21 protein-coding genes are annotated in these 23,152 nt (G+C 63.1%); 12 read left to right on the forward strand and 9 right to left on the reverse strand.

From position 1 onward, the window contains the following. Window positions 1-33: 33 nt before the first annotated feature. The gene (locus tag BUE39_RS13835) at window positions 34-1,215 is read right to left on the reverse strand and encodes an isovaleryl-CoA dehydrogenase (RefSeq protein ID WP_073429226.1); all 1,182 of its coding nucleotides are present in this window, start codon (window positions 1,213-1,215) and stop codon (window positions 34-36) included. Between the two features lie 278 nt (window positions 1,216-1,493). Between BUE39_RS13835 and BUE39_RS13840 the strand changes: the two genes are divergently transcribed. From BUE39_RS13840 to BUE39_RS13850, 3 genes are all read left to right on the forward strand, one after another. Further along, window positions 1,494-2,222 carry a TetR/AcrR family transcriptional regulator gene (locus BUE39_RS13840; protein ID WP_073429227.1) on the forward strand — a complete coding sequence of 243 codons (729 nt, stop codon included), beginning with the start codon at window positions 1,494-1,496 and terminating at the stop codon, window positions 2,220-2,222. A gap of 176 nt (window positions 2,223-2,398) precedes the next feature. Further along, entirely contained in the window at window positions 2,399-3,202 is an 804-nt protein-coding gene (locus tag BUE39_RS13845; RefSeq protein ID WP_090518786.1) for a DUF72 domain-containing protein, read from the forward strand. 119 nt (window positions 3,203-3,321) lie between these two features. Then, complete coding sequence (locus tag BUE39_RS13850) at window positions 3,322-4,440, forward strand: 3-deoxy-7-phosphoheptulonate synthase (protein ID WP_073429229.1); 1,119 nt, start codon at window positions 3,322-3,324, stop codon at window positions 4,438-4,440. Window positions 4,441-4,637: 197 nt separating this feature from the next. On the opposite strand, the gene BUE39_RS13855 is transcribed toward BUE39_RS13850, so the two are convergent. After that, the gene (locus BUE39_RS13855) at window positions 4,638-4,916 is read right to left on the reverse strand and encodes an HU family DNA-binding protein (RefSeq protein WP_006049832.1); all 279 of its coding nucleotides are present in this window, start codon (window positions 4,914-4,916) and stop codon (window positions 4,638-4,640) included. Window positions 4,917-5,500: 584 nt separating this feature from the next. On the opposite strand from BUE39_RS13855, the gene BUE39_RS13860 reads away from it, so the two are divergent. Further along, on the forward strand, window positions 5,501-7,474 hold the full coding sequence (locus BUE39_RS13860; RefSeq protein ID WP_073429230.1) for a putative bifunctional diguanylate cyclase/phosphodiesterase: 1,974 nt from the start codon (window positions 5,501-5,503) through the stop codon (window positions 7,472-7,474). 27 nt (window positions 7,475-7,501) lie between these two features. Here BUE39_RS13860 and BUE39_RS13865 read toward each other — a convergent pair whose 3' ends face one another. The 4 genes from BUE39_RS13865 to BUE39_RS34185 all read right to left on the reverse strand — a co-directional run bounded on the left by BUE39_RS13865 (window position 7,502) and on the right by BUE39_RS34185 (window position 9,962). Further along, on the reverse strand, window positions 7,502-8,230 hold the full coding sequence (locus tag BUE39_RS13865) for a DUF899 family protein (RefSeq protein WP_073429231.1): 729 nt from the start codon (window positions 8,228-8,230) through the stop codon (window positions 7,502-7,504). Window positions 8,231-8,382: 152 nt separating this feature from the next. Then, window positions 8,383-8,976 (reverse strand): peroxidase-related enzyme, encoded by a 594-nt coding sequence (locus tag BUE39_RS13870; protein WP_073429232.1) that lies wholly within the window; start codon window positions 8,974-8,976, stop codon window positions 8,383-8,385. An 18-nt stretch (window positions 8,977-8,994) separates the two neighbouring features. Then, a complete protein-coding gene (locus BUE39_RS13875) occupies window positions 8,995-9,561 on the reverse strand; it encodes a cupin domain-containing protein (protein ID WP_073429291.1) in 567 nt (188 codons plus the stop codon). A gap of 212 nt (window positions 9,562-9,773) precedes the next feature. Next, window positions 9,774-9,962, reverse strand: coding sequence for a hypothetical protein (locus BUE39_RS34185; protein WP_143031943.1), 189 nt, complete (start codon window positions 9,960-9,962; stop codon window positions 9,774-9,776). Between the two features lie 21 nt (window positions 9,963-9,983). Here BUE39_RS34185 and BUE39_RS35455 point away from each other — a divergent pair, with 21 nt between their 5' ends. The 4 genes from BUE39_RS35455 to BUE39_RS13895 all read left to right on the forward strand — a co-directional run bounded on the left by BUE39_RS35455 (window position 9,984) and on the right by BUE39_RS13895 (window position 14,205). Next, a complete protein-coding gene (locus BUE39_RS35455) occupies window positions 9,984-10,205 on the forward strand; it encodes a hypothetical protein (protein ID WP_227470429.1) in 222 nt (73 codons plus the stop codon). A 342-nt stretch (window positions 10,206-10,547) separates the two neighbouring features. Beyond that, window positions 10,548-11,339, forward strand: a complete 792-nt coding sequence (locus tag BUE39_RS13885) for a gamma-glutamyl-gamma-aminobutyrate hydrolase family protein (protein ID WP_073429234.1) — start codon at window positions 10,548-10,550, stop codon at window positions 11,337-11,339. A gap of 32 nt (window positions 11,340-11,371) precedes the next feature. Next, on the forward strand, window positions 11,372-12,706 hold the full coding sequence (locus BUE39_RS13890) for a glutamine synthetase family protein (protein ID WP_073429235.1): 1,335 nt from the start codon (window positions 11,372-11,374) through the stop codon (window positions 12,704-12,706). Window positions 12,707-12,750: 44 nt separating this feature from the next. Further along, window positions 12,751-14,205 carry an aspartate aminotransferase family protein gene (locus tag BUE39_RS13895; RefSeq protein ID WP_073429236.1) on the forward strand — a complete coding sequence of 485 codons (1,455 nt, stop codon included), beginning with the start codon at window positions 12,751-12,753 and terminating at the stop codon, window positions 14,203-14,205. A gap of 54 nt (window positions 14,206-14,259) precedes the next feature. Here the strand turns inward: BUE39_RS13895 and BUE39_RS13900 are convergent, their stop codons facing one another. Next, window positions 14,260-15,732: a trypsin-like peptidase domain-containing protein gene (locus tag BUE39_RS13900; RefSeq protein ID WP_073429237.1), complete on the reverse strand. Its 1,473-nt coding sequence runs from the start codon at window positions 15,730-15,732 to the stop codon at window positions 14,260-14,262. Between the two features lie 334 nt (window positions 15,733-16,066). On the opposite strand from BUE39_RS13900, the gene BUE39_RS13905 reads away from it, so the two are divergent. After that, entirely contained in the window at window positions 16,067-17,077 is a 1,011-nt protein-coding gene (locus tag BUE39_RS13905; RefSeq protein WP_073429292.1) for a DUF2891 domain-containing protein, read from the forward strand. Between the two features lie 167 nt (window positions 17,078-17,244). Here the strand turns inward: BUE39_RS13905 and BUE39_RS13910 are convergent, their stop codons facing one another. Beyond that, on the reverse strand, window positions 17,245-17,670 hold the full coding sequence (locus BUE39_RS13910) for a PRC-barrel domain-containing protein (RefSeq protein ID WP_073429238.1): 426 nt from the start codon (window positions 17,668-17,670) through the stop codon (window positions 17,245-17,247). Between the two features lie 206 nt (window positions 17,671-17,876). Between BUE39_RS13910 and BUE39_RS13915 the strand changes: the two genes are divergently transcribed. Continuing rightward, on the forward strand, window positions 17,877-20,243 hold the full coding sequence (locus BUE39_RS13915) for a DNA polymerase II (RefSeq protein ID WP_073429239.1): 2,367 nt from the start codon (window positions 17,877-17,879) through the stop codon (window positions 20,241-20,243). A gap of 225 nt (window positions 20,244-20,468) precedes the next feature. After that, the gene (locus tag BUE39_RS13920; RefSeq protein WP_073429240.1) at window positions 20,469-20,777 is read left to right on the forward strand and encodes an EthD family reductase; all 309 of its coding nucleotides are present in this window, start codon (window positions 20,469-20,471) and stop codon (window positions 20,775-20,777) included. Window positions 20,778-20,827: 50 nt separating this feature from the next. On the opposite strand, the gene BUE39_RS13925 is transcribed toward BUE39_RS13920, so the two are convergent. After that, window positions 20,828-22,306, reverse strand: coding sequence for an alkaline phosphatase family protein (locus tag BUE39_RS13925; RefSeq protein ID WP_073429241.1), 1,479 nt, complete (start codon window positions 22,304-22,306; stop codon window positions 20,828-20,830). Between the two features lie 244 nt (window positions 22,307-22,550). Between BUE39_RS13925 and BUE39_RS13930 the strand changes: the two genes are divergently transcribed. Next, window positions 22,551-23,147: a putative pterin-binding protein gene (locus tag BUE39_RS13930; RefSeq protein ID WP_073429242.1), complete on the forward strand. Its 597-nt coding sequence runs from the start codon at window positions 22,551-22,553 to the stop codon at window positions 23,145-23,147. Window positions 23,148-23,152 lie beyond the last annotated feature (5 nt).

Consider the following 23,152-nt stretch of genomic DNA (forward strand, 5'->3'; position numbering starts at 1 on the left):
GCGCGCGCTCAATGAGCGGCGCGGTACTTTGGATCAAGCCGTTTCGGCGAACAGTTCGCGGCCGATCAGCATGCGGCGGATTTCGCTCGTGCCCGCGCCGATTTCATAGAGCTTCGCATCGCGCCACAAACGGCCGACCGGATATTCGTTGATGTAGCCGTTGCCGCCGAGAATCTGGATCGCTTCGCCGGCCATCCACGTAGCCTTTTCGGCGGTGTAGAGAATGACGCCGGCGCAGTCTTTGCGCACCTGGCGAACGTGCTCCTTGCCGAGCGTGTCGAGTTGCCGGCCCACCGCGTACAGATACGCGCGGCAAGCTTGCAGCGTGGTGTACATATCGGCGACCTTGCCTTGAATAAGCTGGAATTCACCGATCGGCTGACCGAACTGCTTGCGGTCATGGATATACGGCACGACCGCGTCCATGACCGCGACCATGATGCCGGTGGGGCCGCCCGCGAGTACCGCGCGCTCGTAATCGAGGCCGCTCATCAGCACCTTCGCGCCGCCGTTCAACTGACCGAGGATGTTTTCCTCCGGCACCTCGACGTTCTCGAACACCAGTTCGCCGGTATGCGAGCCGCGCATGCCGAGCTTGTCGAGCTTTTGCGCCACCGAGAAACCCTTCATGCCTTTCTCGACGATAAACGCGGTAATGCCGCGCGAATTCGCTTCGAGATCCGTCTTGGCATAGACAACCAGCGTGTCGCAATCGGGGCCGTTGGTGATCCACATCTTCGTGCCGTTGAGCACGTAGTGATCGCCCTTTTTGTCCGCGCGCAGTTTCATGCTGACCACGTCGGAGCCCGCGTTCGGCTCGCTCATCGCGAGTGCGCCGATGTGTTCGCCGGAAACCAGCTTGGGCAGATACTTTTGTTTTTGTGCTTCCGTGCCGTTGCGATGAATCTGGTTGACGCACAGATTCGAATGCGCGCCGTAAGAGAGACCGACCGATGCCGACGCGCGCGAGATCTCTTCCATCGCGATCATGTGCGCGGTGTAGCCCATGTTCGCGCCGCCGTACTCCTCGGCGACCGTCATGCCGAGCACGCCCAGATCGCCGAACTTGCGCCACAGGTCCATGGGGAATTGATCGGTGCGATCGATTTCCGCCGCGCGTGGGGCGATTTCCTTGGCAGCGAATCCCGCGATGCTGTCGCGCAGCATTTCGATTTCCTCGCCGAGCGGGAATTGCAGACCGGGCAGGTTGCTCATTGCGTTGTCTCCAGAGTTCGTTGGCGGCCGGCCTGCCACGATGGGCGCCGGCGGGTACGAGTGCGGCCCGGCGGAGGGCGATGGCCTTGCGGCCCGCCGGCTCGCCACGCACGAGGCGCGAAACGTTCAAGGCGCATTTCACGCCAGATTTACGTAAGCGTCAATAGGTATTTTTGAGCGTCACTCAGAAAGTGATTTTGGCGGTTTTCGCTCGTGTTCGACGTGATAGGATCGCGGTTATCGGGGCTTGCCGCCTCATCAATCTGAACTTGACTCATATGACGGTTGCCCTGAAGGCCGAGTTACCCGCCTCGCGCCGCCAGCCGGCCGGGCGCAAGTCGCAGCAGCGCGTGAAGGAGATTCTTCAGGCGGGCCGCGACGTGTTCGCCGAGAAAGGCTACGAGCGCGCGACGACGGCGGAGATCGCGCAGCGCCTCGGCATCTCCGAGGCGACGGTGTTCAGCTATTTCCGCGGCAAGCGCGAGCTATGCGCGCGCGTGATCGGCGATTGGTACGACGAGATCATCGGGGCGATCGAGTCGGGCTTGCCGCGCGACGGCACTGTGCGGCAACAGTTTGCGTTCATCGTGCGCACGCATTTGCGCTTGATGCTGGTGAACGGCACCGACCTGTGCGCGCTGGTGCTGTCGGAAGGACGCGCGCGGCATCACGAACTGAGCGAGGCGCTGACGGACCTGCAACGCCGCTATACCGCGCCGTTGATGCGCGTGCTGGCGCAAGGCCAGGAGAGCGGACAGATTCGCACGGATATGCCGTTGCGGCTATTGCGTTCGATGGTGTTCGGGCCGATGGAACACGTGCTGTGGGATGCCACGCTGGCGAAACGCCGTATCGATATCGACGCGACCGCGGATCAGTTGATCGATGTTCTGTGGGCCGCGCTTACGCCGCCTGACCTGGCGGTTAGTGCGTTGCAGCGGTTCAGGGTGGAGGTGGCCGAGGCTAATCGGCGGTTTGAGGAGGCGGCGGGAAAACAACCCGGCTAGGTCAGTTGGGCTGTAGCCGGGCTGGCGTTTTACGGGCTGACGCTTGACCCCACATTGTCGATTCCATTCCCCGTACGCGCGAACCTTCGCCAAGCGCCGCGCTGGCACAAAACCACCCCACTCCACAATGCGCTAACCTACCCCTCCAACGCGAACTCACCACCGAGGCACCCCCAATGCCATCCTCCAAAAGCAACCGGATCCGAATCGGCATCGGCGGCTGGACCTACGCGCCGTGGCGAGGCGCCTTCTACCCGTCCGACCTCACGCAAAGCCGTGAACTCGAATACGCGAGCCAACATCTCACATCGATAGAAATCAACGGCACGTTCTACGGTTTGCAAAAACCGTCGAGCTACGAGAAGTGGTATCAGGAAACCCCCGACGATTTCGTCTTCTCGCTGAAAGCCCCGCGCTATGCAACCAACCGGAAAGTTCTCGCGGACGCCAACGAAACGATCGAGCGCTTTTTCGCAAGCGGCGTGCTGCTGCTCAAACAGAAGCTCGGGCCGATCAACTGGCAATTCGCGCCGACCAAGAAATTCGACAAGGAAGATTTCGAAGCCTTCCTGAAACTGCTGCCGGCCAGTATCGAAGGCCAGAAGCTGAGGCACGCAGTCGAAGTCCGCAACGACACCTTCAAAACGCCGGAATTCATCGCGCTCGCGAGAAAATACAAGGTCGCGGTCGTGCTGGCCGGCGACAGCGATTACCCGCAAATCGCCGACATCACCGCGCCATTCGTGTACGCCCGCATCATGGGCACGACCGACAAACAGGCCAAAGGCTATTCCACCAAGGCGCTCGACGCGTGGGCCGAACGCGCCCGTCGATTCGCGGCGGGCACGACCCCGGACGACCTGGAAACGAGCGCCGCGCCGCCCGCGAAAACCGCGGCACGCGACGTCTATCTGTACGTGATCAGCGGCTTCAAGGAACGCAATCCGGCTGCGGCCATGGCGTTGATCGACCGTCTGTGAGGCCCGGGTAACCCTGGTCCCGGAGCGCGGATGTCATAATCGCGGCAGCTGAAAACGCAGCGACATTCCAACAGTCAGGCCGCGAGGCCACTTCATCACCCAGGTTCCGGGAGAACACTTTGAGCGCCATCGACAATCCTTTGCACGATCAGGAAGTCGGCTCGGCCGACGCCACCCAGGACACCACGCGCATCGACGACGTTCGGATCGGCGCGGTGCGTCCGCTGATTTCCCCCGCGCTGTTGCAAGACGAGTTGCCCGTGCCGCTTTCGGTGCAGACGCTCGTCGAGAAAACCCGCGCGGAAATCGCCGACATTCTCCACGGCCGTGACGACCGGCTCGTGATGATCGTCGGCCCGTGTTCGATTCATGACCACGACCAGGCGATCGAATACGCGCGCAAGCTGAAAGTCGCGGCCGACACCTACAGGAACGATCTGCTGATCGTGATGCGGGTCTACTTCGAAAAGCCGCGCACCACCGTGGGCTGGAAGGGCTATATCAACGATCCGCGCCTCGACGGCAGCTACCGCATCAACGAGGGTCTGCGCCTCGCGCGGCAACTGCTGCTCGACATCAACGGTCTGGGCTTGCCCACGGCCACGGAATTTCTCGATCTGCTGAGCCCGCAATACATCGCCGATCTGATCGCGTGGGGCGCGATCGGCGCGCGCACGACCGAGAGCCAGAGTCATCGGCAACTGGCGTCGGGGCTGAGTTGCCCGATCGGTTTCAAGAACGGCACGGACGGCGGCGTGCAAATCGCGGCCGACGCCATCGTCGCCGCGCGCGCGAGCCATGCGTTCATGGGCATGACCAAGATGGGCATGGCCGCCATCTTCGAAACGCGCGGCAACGACGACGCGCACGTGATCCTGCGCGGCGGCAAGCAAGGGCCGAATTACGACAGCGCGTCGGTGGAGGCAAGCTGTGCGGCGCTCAGATCAGCGGGCTTGCGCGAGCAGGTCATGGTCGACTGTTCGCACGCGAACTCGGGCAAATCGCATTTGCGCCAACTGGACGTGGTGCAGGATCTGGCGCGGCAACTCTCGCAGCGCGAGCGCCGCATCATCGGCGTCATGCTGGAAAGTCATCTGGAAGAAGGCCGTCAGGACCTGAAGGCCGGTGTGCCGCTACGTTACGGCGTATCGATCACGGATGCCTGCGTAAGCTGGACGCAGACGGAACCGGTGCTCGACACCCTCGCCGAAGCAAGCCGCAAACGCCGCGCGGGCTGATCTCGCGCCGGCAAATTGCAACCGGGTTGACGACCCGGGTTCGCAACACAGCTTGCAAGCGAAACACACGCGCCGCGCCAGCCGCCGATCCGGCTACATCATCGGGGATGGGCAGCGCGTGATTCCTTACGCCCGAGACATCGTCCGCCGCGCGCTATCGCAGCGCGCGTGGATGCTCCGGCGCGAGGCGCGTTGCATTACGACGCGTTGACGGCTTCCTTGAATGCCTTGCCGGCGGTGAACTTCACCGTCTTGGCTGCGGCGATCTGGATTTCGGCGCCCGTCGACGGATTGCGGCCCACGCGTGCAGCGCGCGCGCCGGTCGAGAAAGAACCGAAACCGACCAGTTGCACCGTATCGCCGCCCACCACTGCCTTGGTTACCGCTTCGACGATCGCGTCGATGGTTTGGCCCGTGGCCGCTTTGCTTTCGCCCGTCGCTGCAGCGACTGCATCAATCAGTTCCTGTTTGTTCATAGCACTTCCCGTATGGTAATCATGGAACCGGCGCCACATCTGTCGCGCCGGGACCGACACACTAACGCATAGGCGCGCATTCGCGCAAACCTTGGTGTAAGCCTTGTATCACCCGCCCAGCGGGAATTTGACGATTTTTTCCCGCAAAGTGCCATAAGAATCGAGCGCTTACGTTTTTCCGGCGCTTCACGGCGGCCCGCGCCATATCACAATCCGTTGCAATTTCAGTGCTTTAGCGCAAGCCCGCGCGGTGCGGACAGGCTTTTTTGCCATGTTATGTTGCACCGTCGCGATCTGACGTTCCCGGGGCGCCACGCCCGGCAATAAAGAATCGGAGAGAAATAAAAAACGCCGGGTTTCGCCATATTGCAACAGGCGCGGCGCTCGCCGGATCGCCGTAAGCCGCCTGCGCTTGCAACATCACGCGGCACAAATGACGCCAACCGATGGCCGGGAGGTCGTACTTACCGCCCTGCGCCGAGCCCGATCTCAGGCCCGATCTCGAACCCGAAATGCTCTCAAGGTCGCACCGGCACTGCCGATATATAAAGCTGCGTGTGCGGCGCAAACACTAAAGGATGGGAATGGTTCGGCTAGCCAGATTGAAAGAAGCGCTGTCTGTCGCGGAAGGCGACCCCGAACTGGTGCGTTCGCAGCTTCAGGCGTTCGGCCATCAGATACCGTTGCTGTACTTCATGCTGTTCGTCAACACGGTGGCCGTCGCCGTCACGCATCTGAGAAGCGCGCCCGCCTGGTTGTCCATCTACATTCCCGTGTTGCTCTGCGCGGTCTGCGTCATCCGTTGCGTTCGATGGTGGCGCGTGCGGCGCCGGGTTCTCACGCACGACAAGGCCGTGCCTGAACTGCGCAGGCTGATCTGGCTCGCCGGCATCTTCGGCATCGCGTTCAGCGCCTGGTCGCTGCTGCTGTTCCCCTACGGCACCGCTTACGAGCAAGCCCAGGTCGCGTTCTATATGGCGACCACCGTGGTGGGCTGCGTGTTCTGCCTGATGCACCTGCGCGCGGCCGCGCTGCTTCTGCTGTCGATCGTCATCCTGAGCTTCGCGACCTTTCTGGTTTTCACCGGCTACCCCGTGTTCATTGCGATGGCGGTCGACATGACGCTGGTCGGCCTCGCGCTCGCCTTCATCATCGAACTGTATTACCGGACCTTCGCCGGCGTGGTTCACGCGCAGCGCGAATTGCAGGCGAGCCAGCAGAATACGCAGCGGCTCAGCGACGACAACTTCCGCCTCGCGAGCATCGACAGCCTCACCGACCTGCCCAACCGGCGCAGCTTCTTTGCGTCGTTGCGCGCGCTGTCCGAACAGGCGCTCGGCAGCGGCGGCGGCTTCAACGTCGGGCTGATCGATCTGGACGGATTCAAGCAGGTCAACGACATCTATGGACACGCGAGCGGCGACCTCGTCCTCCAGGAAGTCGGCTTGCGGCTGCTCGCGTTCGCCGAGCCGGGCATCTTCTTCGCGCGCCTCGGCGGCGACGAATTCGGCGTGCTCGCGCAACACCAGCTTTCGAACGAGACGCTGGTGGCGTTGGGGCAGCGCATCTGCGACGCGCTCAGTCAGCCGTACCAGGTGGCCGGCAATGTCGCCGAATTGTCGGGAACGATCGGCTGGGCCGCGTTTCCCGAGGCGGGCACGACCGTCGCGCAGGTATTCGAACGGGCCGACGCCGCGCTGTACGTGGGCAAGGAAAGCCGCCGCGGCACGCCGGTGATCTTCTCGACCGAACACGAAACGCGGATTCGCCGTTCGAGTCTCGTGACCCAGGAACTGCGCCACGCCGATCTCGAGTCGGAGCTGTTCCTCGAATTCCAGCCGATCCACGACGTGCTCACGCAGCGCACCATCGGCATGGAAGCGCTCGGGCGATGGCATAACGCGCGGCTCGGCGCGGTCAAGCCGGAAGAATTCATTCGGATCGCGGAGCGCACCGAACTGATTCTGCGCATCACTGAAGTGCTGCTGCGCAAGGCGCTCGATGAAGTGTCACGCTGGCCGTCCGAACTGTATCTGTCGTTCAATCTGTCCGCGATCGATATCTCCACCTCGGCGCGCGCCCGCCGCCTGATCGATATCGTGCTGGCGAGCGGCGTGCCGCCGCATCGCGTGTCGTTCGAGATCACGGAGACCGCCGTGACGCGCGACTTCGAGCAGGCCCACAGTGCGCTCACGATGATCAAGCAGGCCGGCTGCCGCGTGTCGCTCGACGACTTCGGCACCGGCTATTCGAGCCTGAGCTACGTGCATCGCCTGCCCTTCGATACGATCAAGATCGACCGCAGCTTCATGACCGACGTGGATTCCAACAGCGCGTCGAAGAAGATCGTCAAGTCGGTGCTCGACCTGTGCGGAAATCTCGGGCTCGAATGCGTGGTGGAAGGGCTCGAAACGTCATCGCAGGCCGAGGTGGTCAAGGCGCTGGGCGCTCGCGCGGTGCAGGGCTATCTGTTCGGCAGACCGATGCGGGCCAGCGCCGTCCGCGCTTATCTGCAGACGGCGCTGGGGCAAAGCTATGCGCTCGGCGCGCGGCCGTAGCGCGAGCGCGCCGCCGCGAAAGCCCGACTAACGCGGCGCGGTTTCGTATTCCAGCTTCGGATACCAGTCTTTGCCACGGCCGCCGGGCGTCATGTCGAGCACGGTCCAGATCGGCATCACATCGGGTGCGCCGCGCGGATCCTGGCCGGGGTCCGCTGTCGACGGCCCCATCTCCTCGGCCCAGAAGTGCCGAATCGTGTCGCCGGAACGCGTGAAAACGTTGAACGCCGGATTGTCGTCGCCATCGGGATCTTCGGCCGCGTAATCGCGATTGAAGGTATTGCCGGCCGACGAATACAAGCGCAGATGCCGCCAGCCGCGCTCTTTCTTGAACGCGACCAGCTTCTCGATCGGCGAGCGGGCGATCACCGCGAACGACACGCGTTGCAGGATATCGGGCATTTCGCCGTCGTATGCGCTCAGCAGCGACGTGCACATCGGACAGGGCCGTGCCCGCTTCGGGCCGAACATCCAGTTGTAGGTAACGAGCGTGTCATGCGCGCCGAACATCGCGGATAACGTCACCGGGCCCTCCTCGCCCTCGAAGCGATAGTCCTCGGGCACGACACCGCCGGGCGGCAGCGCGCGGCGCTGCGCGGCGACGCGTTCGATATGGCGGCGCAACTCGATTTCCTCGGCCAGCAACGCGTTGCGCGCGCGGCGATATTCGGTGCTCTCGCCGGGAAAGCGCGGAGGGGAATCGGCCAGCAGGCGGGCCGGCTTCAGTGTCTGTGCGGATGCGTTGGGGTCGGTCATCAGCCATCTCCTCGTATGAAAAGGGATCAAGGGCGACAGCGGCGCGCCGCGACGGCGAGCGATCTGGTGCCCTTCTACGGCTACGACGAATGGCGCGCCGTCAAATCGACAGCGCCGATCAGAAAGATTTTTGCGCCCGTATGCGGTCGCGCTTACTGCGCCGCGCCTTTCGGTACGCGGCCCATCAGATGGAACTCGTCGTTCGGTCGCATTGAAATGACGTTGGCGATCCGGTTCGACAAACCGAAAAACGCGGTAATCGCCGTAATGTCCCAGATGTCCTCGTCGGAAAAGCCATGCTCGCGCAGGGTTTGAAAATCGGCGTCATCCACCGTGCCCGATTCGCGGCAGACCTTCAGCGCGAAATCGAGCATCGCCTTCTGACGCGCGGTGATATCCGCCTTGCGATGATTGACGGCCACCTGATCGGCGAGCAACGGCGCCTTTTCGTAAATGCGCAGAATCGCGCCGTGCGCCACCACGCAATACAGGCAATCGTTCACCGCGCTCGTGGCGACGACGATCATCTCGCGCTCGCCTTTGGTGAGGCCGCCCTCTTTCAGCATCAGCGCATCGTGGTAAGCGAAGAACGCGCGAAATTCATCCGGGCGGTGCGCGAGCGTGAGGAATACATTCGGCACAAAACCGGCTTTCTGCTGTACTTCGAGAATGCGCGCGCGGATGTCGTCCGGCCATTCGCTCGGCTCAGGCACGGGGTAGCGGCTGATCGGCTGAAGGTTTGCCATGCGATATCTCCGTTGTTTCTACAGGAAGGCCCGTCGGAAAGTCGGCGGCGAACTGGCCGACACGATCTCGCAGACACGCTCCGCACTGGGATTGCGAAAACGATGCGGCAAACGGCTTTCGAAATAAAAGCTGTCGCCTGGATCGAGCAGCCACGTGGCGCCGTTCACTGTCAACTCGATTTGCCCGCTGACCACCACGCCGCCCTCGTGCCCTTCGTGTTCGAGCATCCGCGGCCCGGTATCCGACAGAGGCTGATAAACCTCGCGCCGAATGTCCACGCTGCGGTTTTTCACGCTGGAGCCCGCGAGATAGCACTCGATCGACTGATTGCCGAGATTCGCCATGTCGGCCCGGCGCGATACCACCGAACGCTCCGCTTCCACCTCGAAGGTAAAGAACTCCGCGAGACTCATCGGAATGCATTCGAGCAGTTTCTTCAATGAACCGACCGAAGGACTCACGCGGTTCTGCTCGATGAGCGAGATCGTGCCGTTGGTCACGCCCGCCCTTTTTGCCAGTTCACGCTGGGACAAGCCGTGCTTCTTGCGAATGTACTGCAAGCGGGTTGCCACTTCGATGGACATCGCGGTGTTCTCTGGCATTGAAGGCGGAGTATCGAGAAATGAACTCGGGCAGCGGCTGCTTCCGAGTGTTGAATATTCTAATCATTTTGCGCGTTGCGCCGCCGGGGGAAACCCTGAAGGAATCCGGAAATGCGTATTACGCAATGAGCATTGGCAGCCATTGCGATCGCATTCCTGCCCTCGGGAAAGCCCTTATCAAGCTTTAATAAAAATCAATTGACGGCGTTATTGACTCGTATATGCTGATTCTCAGGCGATCGCCGCAGCAGCGTCACGAGGCGCTTAAACGTGTTTTGCGGCGCAGCGAATTCACTTCGCATGGGTTCAACGGCGATCATCCCAGCGTCCTGCTTCTTTAAACGCCCCGTGCGAATTTCGAGCAGGCCGTTCAATACTTTCAACGTTGCCAGTCGAGTGTAATCGTGAGAGTCCGATGCCCTTTGGTGAGATGGAATCGCAGTCAGCCGAGTTGTCCTCGCGCTGACGGCGCCATCGCCGACGGCAGCAACGGCAGGCTTGCGTTCCGCCGCTTTCTGTCCGTCTTCACGATCCTGTCGCGTCGTTCAGTTCGACGTCACAACTCCATCTCCGCGCGCGCCTTCATTGCAGTGCGCACGGACGAAGTCGCCTCGCTGCTGCCCTAGCGCCTCCCTCCTTTTCGCCATTCGAGTCGTCCGTTTGCGTGAGCGCGCTGTTTCGAGCCGTGTGTTTCCGCACGTGCGGTGCCGTCTGTCGCGTGTGCGTTTCATGCGCTTCATGCAAGGCAAATCCGTTGCGCGGCGCAGCGAACCGAATCGAACCGCCTACCTGATCGCGACGCGCGGCGCGTTCCGTTGACGACGACCGCCCGCACCCTGCCAGCGGCCGCGCGCCTTGCGCCCGGCGGCGGAATCGTGCCGCGTTGAAGGTTGTTCACGCCGCGTCCGTCGGGTTCGTCGGTCAACGCCCCGAAAGAAGTTCCTCGAGAACACATACGCGTATCAATCATGCGAACGAAGCCACTAGTCGGCATCAGCGCCGACAGAACGATGATCGGAGCGCATCCGTCGCACGTTGCCGGCGAGAAGTACATTGCCGCGATCGTGGACGGCTCGCAGGCGCTGGCAATGTTGCTGCCGGCGCTCGGCGAACGTCAGTCCGTCGATGACGTGCTCGCCACCGTCGACGGCCTGCTGTTTACCGGCAGCTATTCGAACGTCGAGCCGCGGCGCTACGGCGGCCATGCCAGCGCGCCGGGCACGCTCCACGACGCCGCACGCGATGCAACCACGCTGCCGCTCCTGCGCGCGGCGATCGCGGCGGGCGTGCCGGTGCTGGCCGTATGCCGGGGCTTTCAGGAAATGAACGTGGCGTTCGGCGGCACGTTGCATCAAAGCGTTCACGCGGTGGCGGGTTTGAACGACCACCGCGAGAACAAGCAAGACGAACTCGACGTGCAATACGCACCGTCGCATTCGATCACGCTCACACAAGGCGGCTTGTTGCAGCGCCTCGCGGGCGGCGCGAACGAGGCGCGTGTGAATTCGTTGCACGGCCAGGGCGTCGAGCGGCTGGGCGCGGGCCTCATGACCGAGGCCACCGCGCCGGACGGCCTGATCGAAGCGGCGAGCGTGAAGGACGCGCGCGCTTTCGCGCTGGGCGTGCAGTGGCACCCGGAGTGGCGGCACGCGAGCGACGCGCTTTCCACCGCGATCTTTCGTGCGTTCGGCGAAGCCTGCCGCGATCGAATGCGCACCAGGGCCGGCCATGGCGCGGCATCCGCCGCGACGCAAACCTGAGCCGGCCGCGCACTCAAACAGAGAGAAAAATCATGCATGACATCGACGATTTTCTGAAGAAGAACCACGTCACCGAAATCGAGGCGATCATTCCCGATATGGCCGGAATCGCGCGCGGCAAGATCATTCCGCGCAGCAAGTTCGAATCCGGCGAGTCCATGCGCTTGCCGCAGGCGGTGATGATCCAGACCGTCACAGGCGACTATCCTGACGACGGCACGCTCACCGGCGTCACCGACCCCGACATGGTGTGCGTTCCCGACGCCAGCACCATTCGCATGATTCCGTGGGCCGTCGATCCGACCGCCCAGGTGATTCACGATTGCGTTCACTTCGACGGCACGCCCGTCGCCATCTCGCCGCGCCGCGTGTTGCGCCGCGTGCTCGAACTGTACAAGGCCAAAGGCTGGACCCCCGTGATCGCGCCCGAGCTGGAGTTCTATCTGGTCGACATGAACAAGGACCCGGACTTGCCGCTGCAACCGCCAATCGGCCGTACTGGCCGTCCGGAAACCGGCCGCCAGTCCTATTCGATCGAGGCCGTCAACGAATTCGATCCGCTCTTCGAGGACATCTACGAGTACTGCGAGGTGCAAGAACTCGAAGTGGATACGCTGATTCACGAAGTGGGCGCGGCGCAGATGGAAATCAACTTCATGCACGGCGATCCGTTGAAACTCGCGGACAGCGTGTTCCTGTTCAAGCGCACGGTGCGCGAGGCCGCATTGCGCCACAAGATGTACGCCACGTTCATGGCGAAGCCGATGGAAAGCGAGCCGGGCTCGGCCATGCATATGCACCAAAGCCTCGTCGACGCGGAAAGCGGCCACAACATGTTCACGGGTGCGGACGGCAAGCCGACCTCGCTTTTCACCAGCTATATCGCCGGCTTGCAGAAGTACACGCCCGCGCTGATGCCGATCTTCGCGCCGTACATCAACTCGTATCGGCGTCTGTCGCGCTTCATGGCCGCGCCGATCAATGTGGCGTGGGGTTACGACAACCGCACGGTGGGCTTCCGCATTCCGCATTCGGGCCCCGCTGCGCGCCGCATTGAGAACCGCATTCCCGGCGTGGACTGCAATCCGTATCTGGCGATTGCCGCAACGCTCGCTGCCGGCTATCTCGGCATGACGCAAAAGCTCGAAGCCACGGAGCCGCTTCTTAGCGACGGCTATGAATTGCCGTACCAGTTGCCGCGCAATCTCGAAGAAGGCCTGACGTTGATGGGCGCGTGCGAGCCGATTGCCGAAGTACTCGGCGAGAAGTTCGTCAATGCTTACCTGGCTTTGAAGGAAACCGAATACGAAGCGTTCTTCCGCGTGATCAGTTCGTGGGAACGCCGGCATTTGCTGCTGCACGTCTGAAGCTGTCGCAGAGGCAATGCAAACGCAAAACTACTGGAGTCTGTATGAGCTATAGAACAGAAGAAATCGCTTATGTGCAACCGGCGTTGCACGCCACCGCAACGGTGCAGGCCATACAAGCCACGCCAGTCGCGCAGCGCAGCACCGCCGACTATCGCGCCCTCGACGCCGCGCATCACATCCATCCGTTTTCGGATATGGGAGCGTTGAATCGCAGCGGCAGCCGCGTGATCGTCAAGGCTCACGGCGTGTACCTATGGGATTCGGAAGGCAATAAGATCATCGACGGCATGGCCGGCTTGTGGTGCGTCAACGTCGGTTATGGCCGCAAGGAACTGGCGGATGCGGCGTACAGGCAAATGCTGGAACTGCCCTACTACAACACCTTCTTCAAGACCACGCACCCACCTGTCATCGAACTGTCGGCATTGCTCGCGGAACTGGCGCCCGAACCGTTCAATCACTTCTTCTATTGCAACAGCGGCTCGGAAGGCAACGACACGGTATTGCGCATCGTCCATCAGTATTGGGCGGTGCAAGGCAAGCACGCGAAGAAGTTCGTGATCTCGCGCAAGAACGGCTATCACGGTTCGACGATCGCGGGCGGCACGCTCGGCGGCATGGGCTATATGCACGAGCAGATGCCCTCGAAGGTCGAGAACATCGTGCATATCGACCAGCCGTATTTCTTCGGCGAAGCGCAAGCCGATGTGACGCCGGAGGAATTCGCGCTGGCGCGCGCGCGGCAACTCGAAGCGAAGATTCTCGAAATCGGCGCGGACAAGGTGGCCGCGTTTATCGGTGAGCCTTTCCAGGGAGCGGGCGGCGTGATTTTCCCGGCCTCGACTTATTGGCCGGAAATTGAGCGCATTTGCCGCAAGTACGACATTCTGCTCGTCGCCGACGAAGTAATCGGCGGCTTTGGGCGAACGGGCGAATGGTTCGCGCATCAGTACTTCGGCTTCGAACCGGATGTCATCACGCTGGCCAAGGGCCTCACCAGCGGCTATGTGCCGATGGGCGCGGTGGGCCTGCATGACCGCGTGGCGAAAGCGATCATCGAGAACGGCGACTTCAATCACGGGCTCACGTACTCGGGGCATCCGGTGGCCGCCGCGGTCGCCGTTGCCAACCTCAAGCTGCTGCGCGACGAGAAGATCGTCGAACGCGTGAAGCGCGAGACGGGTCCGTATTTCCAGAAGCAATTGCGCGACGCCTTCGCCAATCACCCGATCATCGGCGAGATTTCCGGCGCGGGTCTCGTGGCCGGTTTGCAACTCGCGGAACAGCCGGCAACGCGCAAACGCTTCGCCAACGGCGGCGACGTGGGCACCCTGTGCCGCGATTTCTGCTTCAACGGCAATCTGATCATGCGCGCCACCGGCGACCGGATGTTGCTGTCGCCGCCGCTCGTCATCGACAAGCACGAGATCGACGAAATCGTTTCGAAGGCGAAAAAGGCCATCGACGCGACGGCGCAGCAACTCGGCATGGCGTAGCGGGTGTTCGTTCCGGCAAGGGATGATTTGCGGAGATGCCCTCGGTGGTTCATCTCATCTAGTCTCCACCGAAACGAAACGGCGCGCGTTATTGCGCTGGATCAGCACCGCAATGGGTTTGCCCGCCTTGACTTCCAGCGTCGCCACTTGCTCCTGCGATTCGAGCAGCGTGCCATTGAGCGACAGAACGACATCGCCGGGCTGGATGCCCGCGGCCGCGGCGGGCCCGCGAACCTCGTCCACCATCAGACCGACGCCGAGTCCGCTCGCGCGCCGCTCGCCCTCGCTCAGCGGATGCATGACCAGGCCCAGGCGCTCCGTCAAGCTGACATCGTTTTGTCGCGCGTCGTTGGGTCGAACGCTCGGGCTTTCCCCCGCTGCGCCGATCATGACCGCCATGGTCATCGGCCTTCGATTGCGGATCAGCCGGAGTGTGGTTTTCGTGCCGGGCGGCAGCGCGGCGGCGGCATCGAGGAGTTCGGCGGAGCGCTCGATCGGCTTGTCGCCGAATTGCACGATGACGTCGCCGGGCTTGATGCCGATCGCGGCCGCCGTCGTGCCGGGCTCGACGGCATTGACCAGCGCGCCTGCCGGCCGCTGCAGGCCGAAGGCCCCCGCCAGCCCCGCGCCGACGTCCTGCACCTCCACGCCGAGACCGCCCGAAGGCGTCTTGCGCTGGGTTTGCAACTGCGATCGCAGCTTGGCCGTCAGATTGATCGGGATCGCAAACGTCAGGCCGGACCGGTCCTGGTCCGGATACACCTGCACGGCGATGCCGACCACCTCGCCCGCACGGTTGAACAGCGGGCCGCCCGAATTGTCCGGGTTGACGGACACGTCCGTCTGAAAGAACGGAAAATTGCTGCCGTCCGGCAGCGTGCGGGACGTGGCGCTGACAATGCCCGCGGTAACGGTATTCTGGAAGCGGTCGGGCGAGCCGATCGTCAGCACGGGTTCGCCGGCGCGCACGCGCGACGAGTCGCCGAGTTTGACCGTCGGCAGCTTGGCGGCGTCGATCTGGATCACGGCGACGTCGCTCTGGGCGTCGACAAGCAGCACCCTGGCCTTGAACTCGCGCCGGTCGATCAGCGTGACCGTCACTTCGTCGACTTGATCCACCACATGTGCCGTGGTCAGAATGAGGCCGTCGGCGCTAATGATGAACCCGGAACCGACGCCCGATATCGCGCTCGGCGGACTGCCCTGAGACTCCTGCGCTTGCAACGGACGCTTGAAGAACGAAGCGAGCGGATCGTCGGGACCAAGCGCGGCGAAGGCCGGCGCCGGCGCTGGTTGGGCCGTCGCGCTGACCGAGCTGATATTCACGACGGCGGGCCCGTACCGCTCCACGAGCGCGGGAAAGTCGAGCGGCGCGGCGGCATTGGCCGGTGCAACCCGCCTCTCCTTCGCGAGCGGCGGCGCCGCGCCCGCGGCCATCGCCGTCGACTTCAGCCCCGGATAGCCGACGAGACACGCGGCTACCACGGCAACGCGGAATACGGTGCGGACAAGGGTCGGGTTAAACACAGCGCATCTCCCAGACGGCCGTCATGCCGGGCGCGTGAAACGCCGTTGGCTAACTGGCTTCGTGGATCCATTATTTCGTCAGCGGCAACCGGCAACTGTGATACAGCGCACCGATGAAATCGAAAACGGGAAAAGCCCAATGGCCGGCGCGCGAGCCGCGGCCACCGCCACGGCCGCACGGCCTGCGCATGCGGTGCGAATGCCGATTCGCGGCACGCGCCGCCACTTTCGAATCAAGCCGCGTGCCTGGTCGCTTCACTCGATCCCTTTACTATTGGCGACCGCCGACACCATACTGTCTTACTTATTCGATTCCGCTTTTGCAGAGGCGCCGATGAACGTCCAACTCACTCCCGACCTTGCGTCCAGATTCGCCAATGTCGCGCTCGCCCACCTCACGCGCGAATACCCCAACAAGCTCACTCATGCGCTGGCCGGTCCGCAAGACGTGCAGAGTCCACGTGCGCTGCATCCGATCTTTTACGGCAGCTACGACTGGCATTCGTGCGTGCACGGCTACTGGCTGATCCTGCATCTGCTCGACCGTTTTCCCGACCTGCCCGAAGCCACGCGCATCGTCGCGGTGGTCGACGAGCACTTCACCGAGGCGAACGTGGCCGGCGAACTCGCGTACCTCACGCTGCCGCACAACCGCGGTTTCGAGCGGCCGTATGGCTGGGCCTGGCTGCTTGCGCTGAGCGCGCAACTGCACTCGCTGAAGCTCTCCGAAGCCGCGCGCTGGTCCAAGGCCTTCGCGCCGCTCACCCAACTCTTTGTCGAACGCTTCGAGGAGTTTCTGCCGAAAGCGACCTACCCGTTGCGCGTCGGCACGCATTTCAACATGGCGTTCGCGCTGGCGCTCGCGCTGGATTTCGCGCGGCAAACCTCGCGTGATTCGCTCGAGGCATTGCTGGTCAATACGGCCGAGCGCTGGTTTCTGAACGATGTCGGCTGCCAGGCATGGGAGCCCGCCGGCGATGAATTTCTGTCGCCTTCGCTGATGGAAGCGGAGTTGATGCGGCGCATCTTGCCGCCCGCGCAATTCGTCGACTGGTTCAGTCGCTTTCTGCCGAACCTCGGCGCAAAGAAGCCCGCGACCTTATTCGAGCCCGTCACCGTGACGGATCGCAGCGACGGCAAGATTGCCCACCTCGACGGCCTCAATCTGAGCCGCGCGTGGTGCCAGCGCTCGCTGGCCCGCGCGCTGCCCGCCGGCGACATACGCCGCACGATCCTGTTCGATGCCGCCGAGCGTCATCTGCAAAGCGCGCTGCCGCACGTAGCCGGCGACTACATGGGTGAGCATTGGCTCGGCACATTCGCCACGCTGGCTTTGGAGGCTTGATCCCGGCCGGCTTCAACAGCCGGAATGATTCACCGTGAATGGAAAAGCGAGCGGCGCTTGCGGCGCGCGAATCGGGTTGCCTACCTGCCGATTCGCGCCGCAAGCGCCGCTTTTCCATGACTGCCTGACCGCAAGCCGGTCATTCCGGCGGCTCGCGGCTCGATGCGTTACTCCCCCGTCAGCTTTTTAGGCTTCGGCGGCGCCTTGACCTTGTTGTACTGGAAGGCGGGCGTGGCCTTCAAAGCGTCCTTGCTCGCGCCGGCCAGATAGAAGTTTCCCGAGCGGATATCGAGCGCGGCGATCGGCACGGCGACGTCATGCGAGGCCACACCGAGGAAGCCGCCAGCGGCGACGATCGCGGCGGACAGTGAGCCATCGGGTGCGACCACCAGATCGCGGATCGAGCCAATCTTCTCGTTCTGATCGTTGTACACCGCCTTGCCGAGAATGCTCTTCTTCACGCTCCAGCCGCTCAATAGCGCGGTGGATTGTTCGACCGTCACGCTCAACGGTTGCGTGCCGGCGACTTGCGCCTGTGCACTCAGGCTGGTTGCCGCCACCGCGACCACAACAACAAGTTTGCTCAACGTCATAGTGTTCTCTCCGTTCTTAATAGACTTGAAGACTTGACCGGCGCAACGATGTGCGCCGAAGGAACCGCTGCAAACGATCATACAGATTACGCAGCGCGCCTGCACCCAGCGTGGCCGAGCATGAACGCCCCGCCGAGCGCGCCATGCCCCGACACGCATGGCGGTAAAATTGCGCAAGGCGATAACGCCCGTTTAGAGGTGGCGGTTTGACTGAGCTTGAACAGGGTTTCATCTTGACCCGGCATTGGCGGGACACGCCCGCCGGCACCGAAGTGGATTTCTGGCTGGCAACGGACGGCGGGCCCCGTCACATCCGCTTGCGCCCGCAGCCTTCGGTGGCGTTCATTCCGGTCGAACATCGCGAGCGCGCGGAAACGGTCCTGCGCCGCGAAGCGCCGCTCGATCTGCGTCCACTCGACTTGCGCGACTTCCAGCATCGACCGGTCATGGGCCTGTACTGCCCGCAGTATCGGCAATTGACCGGCTTTGAGAAACGCCTGAAGCAAGGCGGCGTCGACGTGTATGAAGCCGACATCTTTCCGCCCGAGCGCTACATGATGGAGCGCTTCATCACCGCGCCGGTATCGTTCGGCGGCGATTCGCAAGCTGGCGGGCTGCTCGTGAACGGCGAATTGAAGCCGGCTACCGGTTATCGCCCGTCCTTGAAGCTGGTCTCGCTCGACATCGAAACCAGTGCGCACGCCGAGCTTTATTCGATCGCGCTCGAAGGTTGCGGGCAGCGCCAGGTGTATATGCTCGGCCCGCCGAACGGCGACGCGAGCGCACTCGACTTCGAACTCGAATACTGCGAAACCCGCGCCCAGTTGCTCGAAAAGCTGAACCTGTGGCTGGAACGGCATGACCCCGATGCGATCATCGGCTGGAACCTCGTGCAGTTCGATCTGCGTGTGTTGCGGCAGCATGCCGAGCAATATGGCGTGCCGCTGCGGCTCGGACGCGGCGGCGCGGTGATGGAATGGCGCGAGCATGGCCTCAGACAAAACCATTTCTTTGCCGGCGCCGCGGGGCGCCTGATCATTGACGGCATCGAGGCGCTGCGCTCCGCAACATGGAGTTTTCCTTCGTTCAGCCTCGAATACGTCGCGCGTTCGGTGCTGGGCGAAGGTAAATCGATCGACAATCCGTATCAGCGCATGGATGAAATCCAGCGCCGTTTCGACGAGGACAAGCCCGCCCTCGCGCGGTACAACCTCAAGGATTGCGAGCTCGTCACGCGCATCTTCGCAAAGACCGAGTTGTTGCCGTTTCTGCTGGAACGGGCAACCGTGACCGGCTTGCCGGCGGATCGCAGCGGCGGATCGGTCGCGGCATTCACGCATCTGTACATGCCGCGCATGCATCGGCAAGGCTATGTCGCGCCGAATCTCGGCGACGTGGCCGGCGCCGCGAGTCCAGGCGGCTTCGTGATGGATTCGCGGCCCGGTCTCTACGATTCGGTGCTGGTGCTCGACTACAAGAGCCTGTATCCGTCCATCATCCGCACGTTTCTGATCGACCCCGTGGGCCTCGTGGAAGGCATGCTCGATCCCGGCGACGATCGCTCGGTGCCGGGCTTTCTCGGTGCGCGTTTTTCGCGCACTCGCCATTGCCTGCCGTCGATCGTCGGTCAAGTCTGGCAAGGGCGCGAAGCCGCCAAGCGCGAGCAGAACAAACCGCTTTCGCAGGCGCTGAAGATCATCATGAACGCCTTTTATGGCGTGCTCGGCTCCACCGGTTGCCGCTTCTTCGATCCGCGCCTCGCGTCGTCGATCACCATGCGCGGCCATGAAATCATGCACGCCACGCGCGAGCTGATTCAGGCCCAAGGCTACGAGGTGATTTACGGCGACACCGATTCCACTTTCGTGTGGTTGAAACACGCGCACAGCGAGGAAGACGCCGGCCGCATCGGCCGCGCGATCGTCGAGCATGTCAACGCGTGGTGGCGGCAGACTCTGCGGGAACGCTTCGGGCTCGACAGCGCGCTCGAACTGCAATTCGAGCGGCACTACAAGCGCTTCTTCATGCCGACGATTCGCGGCGCCGAGGAAGGCAGCAAGAAACGCTATGCGGGGCTGACCGTTGCGCCGGACGGCAGCGAGGACATCGTCTACAAAGGACTCGAAACCGTGCGCACCGACTGGACGCCGCTCGCGCAGCGGTTTCAGCAGGAGCTCTATCGGCGCATTTTCACGCAACAGCCGTATCAGGATTACGTACGCGACTACGTGCGCGATACGCTCGAAGGCAAACTCGACGACCAGCTCGTGTATCGCAAGCAGGTGCGCCGGCCGCTCGGCGATTACGAGCGCAACGTGCCGCCGCACGTGCGCGCGGCGCGCGTGGCCGACGAGTTCAATCGGCGCCAGGGGCGGCCGCTGCAATATCAGAACGGCGGCTGGATCAGCTACGTGATGACGATCGCCGGGCCGGAGCCGCTCGAAACGCTGCGCTCCGCGATCGATTACGAACACTATCTGACGCGGCAATTGCAACCCGTCGCCGATGCGATTCTGCCCCTGCTGCGCGACAACTTCATCACGCTGATGAGCGGTCAGAAACAACTGTTCTGACGTCGAGCTTCACGAAGCCGAATACCCGGGCTCATAAGCGATCGCCATCCTGTCCGGACGCGCCCGTGCACCCGGCGTAGAATCCATGCGGGACTCGTCACCGCTCCAGGCGGCGGCGAGCCCGAACCCCATCAACCACGCATGATCCCCGCGACCCGCGGTTCAAAGCGCGAGGCGTTCATGCTGGCGCGCGCCAGTTCGACTGGTGCGCCAGGAGACATGACCATGGCAAAGCTCGTCGCGCTCTATAAAACTCCGGCCAACGCGGAAGCGTTCGACGCTCACTATTACTCGACCCACGTGCCGCTCGCGAAACAGTTGCCCGGCTTGCGGCGCTATGAAGTCAGCACCGGACCGGTCGGCACGCCGCAGGGCGCTTCGCCCTATCATCTCGCCGCGATCCTGAGCTTCGATTCGCTCGAAGCGTTGAAGCAAGGACTCGGTTCTCCGCAAGGCCAGGCGACGGCGGGAGACCTGGCGAATTTTGCTCAAGCCGGCGTCGAACTGCTGCTTTTCGATACCAAAGAGGTCTGATCCCGCCGCGCGGCACGCGTCGCGCTACGGTCGCGTCCGATTGCTTCAGGTCACTTCGCTTGAGGGAAGCCGAGCGCGTCGGCCTTCGTTCTCAGTTCCGAGAAGCGGCCGCCCGCGGGACTCATTGCCGTATCAGGAGCCGTGCTGGCGCCCGGCGTGACCTGGCTCCTGTCCAGTTGCGCGATGCCCGTCGTGCCCGAACTCGCAATATTCGCGCAAGCCGCGCCGAATGTGCCTTGCGTCACCGCGATCGCCGGCGCGTCGGTGCGCGCCGCGTCCGTCAGATTCAATGCATAAGCGAGGTTGAACGTCGTGGCGTCGCTCGCTCGCACGCCGAGCGGATCGAGGCCGAAGCGCCAGGCGAGCAACTGGTGAATGGAGCTGGGATCGAACGGATAGCGCGAGACGTTGTTCGCGCGCACGCGCGGTCCGAGCAGCATGCACGGCACGCGAAAGCCGAGACGGCCGTCGTTGCCGAGCGCGCGCTCCGCCGCCGACACCGGCTTGACGGGCGGCGCCACATGCTCCATGAAACCGCCCCACTCGTCATAGACGATGATCATGAGCGTCCTGCTCCAGTTCGGGCTCGTGCGCAGCGCGTCGTAGATCTGGCCCAGCAGCACCTGGCCGTTGCGCACGTCGGCATGCGGATGGTCGTCGTTCGAGGTGCCCTGCGCTTCGCCGCCGAACCTCGGATCGACCATGCAGAACGACGGCAACGTGCCCGCGGCGGCGTCGGAGAGAAAGTCGGCGATCAGCTTCGAGCGGCCGACGTAGCGCGTGCCGTACAGCGCGGTGAACGGCACGTCGTGGAAATAGTAGGTGGATGAAACGTTCTTCGCGTCGAGGCGGTCCCAGATGGTCGGCAAGGTTGACGTGTCCTGCGTGTCCGAAAGACGGTCCGTTTCGCCGCTGTGCAGATAGAGGCGGTTCGGAAAGGTATCGCTGAGAATGCCGCTCATGTAGTAGTCGCACACGGTGTATTGCGTCACCGCGCCGCGATAGAAGTCGAGATCCGCCGACTGGAAATAGCCGATCGGCAACAGGTCGCCGCGCGTGAGGCTGGTTGCCGGCGTCAGCAGAAAGCCGTTCATCGCGCCGTTGGCGAGATGCACGCGCCCGGCGTCGTAGGCGTGATTCGGGTCCGCGAATGCGCAGCCCTGGAAGCCATACGCCGGGTTCGCGGTAAGCGCGAACGGCGCATGCGCTTCGCCGAATGCATCGACGAAGGTGCGCCCGGTCTGCGCGCTTTCGGCATTCGGCACCCAACCCATCAGATGGTCGAACGAGCGGTTTTCCATGGTGACGAGCACGACGTGATCGATGCCCGACGTCGCCGGATCCGGCAACGCGGGGCGCGGCAGATTCGCGCGATCCGGCGGAATCGCGCCCACCACGGGAGGGGTTCCCGATCCGGAGCCGCCGCCATGACTGCCCCCTCCGCACGCCGATAGCGCGATGGAACCGGCCAGCGCGGCGAGCATTCTCCGACGCGCCAGGTCGGGCGGATTCGTAGGATGATGAGCCATGATCTTGTCTCCGTTGGTTATTGGAACGAATCCGCCGGGGTCTTGTGCCGCCTGGCGATTCATGCCCCAAGGGAGCAATTAGTGTTCCCCGCCTCGTTCAGCGGCGACGGCGCGGATGCGGCAGCGCGTCGAGCTGACGCAAGATGCGCCCGGGCGCACTCGCGACGCTCCGCATTTGCTGGGGGAAGAAACGGTTTTCTGCTACAACGTCAAAGCACTTTCGCACCGTTCCTGACCAACGCAAATGAACAAACGTCAATTTCTAGCCGGCGCCGCCGTGCTTGGCGCAAGCGCCGCGCCCGCGTTCGGCAACCAGCATGTCCATGACGAAGCATCCGCGGCGTCGCCCGTCATCCTGACGATCAGCGGCGCGATCAAGCGCCACAATCGCGGCGCGCTCGATCCCGCATTCGATCAGTTGCTGGCGAAGCATCAGGTGAAGTTTTCGCAAGCGTACAACGTCGATCTTCCTCTGCTGGCGAGCATGCCGGCCGTGACGATCCAGCCCACCACCGAATACGATGCCCGGCCGCATAGGTTGAGCGGTCCGTTGTTGACCACGTTGCTGGAACACGTCGGCGCGCCCGGCGCGGGTGGAACGCAAATCCTGTTGCATGCGGTGGACGGCTACGCCGTGATGACGACGCTCGATAAAGTGCGCGCTTATCGCTTCGTCGTGGCGACGCATATGGACGGGAAGCCGCTGCCGCTCGGCGGCATGGGGCCGCTCTGGGCCGCCTATGATGCGGATCACATTCCCGAGTTGTCCGGCAAGCCGCTGAAGGAGCGCTTCGAGTTGTCGCCCTGGGGGCTTTATCACGTGCAGGTGATTGCGGGGTGAGGTTC

The organism is Paraburkholderia terricola (genome assembly GCF_900142195.1).
GTDB classification, from domain to species: domain Bacteria; phylum Pseudomonadota; class Gammaproteobacteria; order Burkholderiales; family Burkholderiaceae; genus Paraburkholderia; species Paraburkholderia terricola.

Bases quoted from the DNA above. Each gene is read 5' to 3' on its own strand.
- BUE39_RS13835 (WP_073429226.1), bottom strand. From the start codon at position 1,215: ATGAGCAACCTGCCCGGTCTGCAATTCCCGCTCGGCGAGGAAATCGAA.
- BUE39_RS13840 (WP_073429227.1), top strand. From the start codon at position 1,494: ATGACGGTTGCCCTGAAGGCCGAGTTACCCGCCTCGCGCCGCCAGCCG.
- BUE39_RS13845 (WP_090518786.1), top strand. From the start codon at position 2,399: ATGCCATCCTCCAAAAGCAACCGGATCCGAATCGGCATCGGCGGCTGG.
- BUE39_RS13855 (WP_006049832.1), bottom strand. From the start codon at position 4,916: ATGAACAAACAGGAACTGATTGATGCAGTCGCTGCAGCGACGGGCGAA.
- BUE39_RS13860 (WP_073429230.1), top strand. From the start codon at position 5,501: ATGGTTCGGCTAGCCAGATTGAAAGAAGCGCTGTCTGTCGCGGAAGGC.
- BUE39_RS13865 (WP_073429231.1), bottom strand. From the start codon at position 8,230: ATGACCGACCCCAACGCATCCGCACAGACACTGAAGCCGGCCCGCCTG.
- BUE39_RS13870 (WP_073429232.1), bottom strand. From the start codon at position 8,976: ATGGCAAACCTTCAGCCGATCAGCCGCTACCCCGTGCCTGAGCCGAGC.
- BUE39_RS13875 (WP_073429291.1), bottom strand. From the start codon at position 9,561: ATGTCCATCGAAGTGGCAACCCGCTTGCAGTACATTCGCAAGAAGCAC.
- BUE39_RS13885 (WP_073429234.1), top strand. From the start codon at position 10,548: ATGCGAACGAAGCCACTAGTCGGCATCAGCGCCGACAGAACGATGATC.
- BUE39_RS13890 (WP_073429235.1), top strand. From the start codon at position 11,372: ATGCATGACATCGACGATTTTCTGAAGAAGAACCACGTCACCGAAATC.
- BUE39_RS13895 (WP_073429236.1), top strand. From the start codon at position 12,751: ATGAGCTATAGAACAGAAGAAATCGCTTATGTGCAACCGGCGTTGCAC.
- BUE39_RS13905 (WP_073429292.1), top strand. From the start codon at position 16,067: ATGAACGTCCAACTCACTCCCGACCTTGCGTCCAGATTCGCCAATGTC.
- BUE39_RS13910 (WP_073429238.1), bottom strand. From the start codon at position 17,670: ATGACGTTGAGCAAACTTGTTGTTGTGGTCGCGGTGGCGGCAACCAGC.
- BUE39_RS13920 (WP_073429240.1), top strand. From the start codon at position 20,469: ATGGCAAAGCTCGTCGCGCTCTATAAAACTCCGGCCAACGCGGAAGCG.
- BUE39_RS13925 (WP_073429241.1), bottom strand. From the start codon at position 22,306: ATGGCTCATCATCCTACGAATCCGCCCGACCTGGCGCGTCGGAGAATG.
- BUE39_RS13930 (WP_073429242.1), top strand. From the start codon at position 22,551: ATGAACAAACGTCAATTTCTAGCCGGCGCCGCCGTGCTTGGCGCAAGC.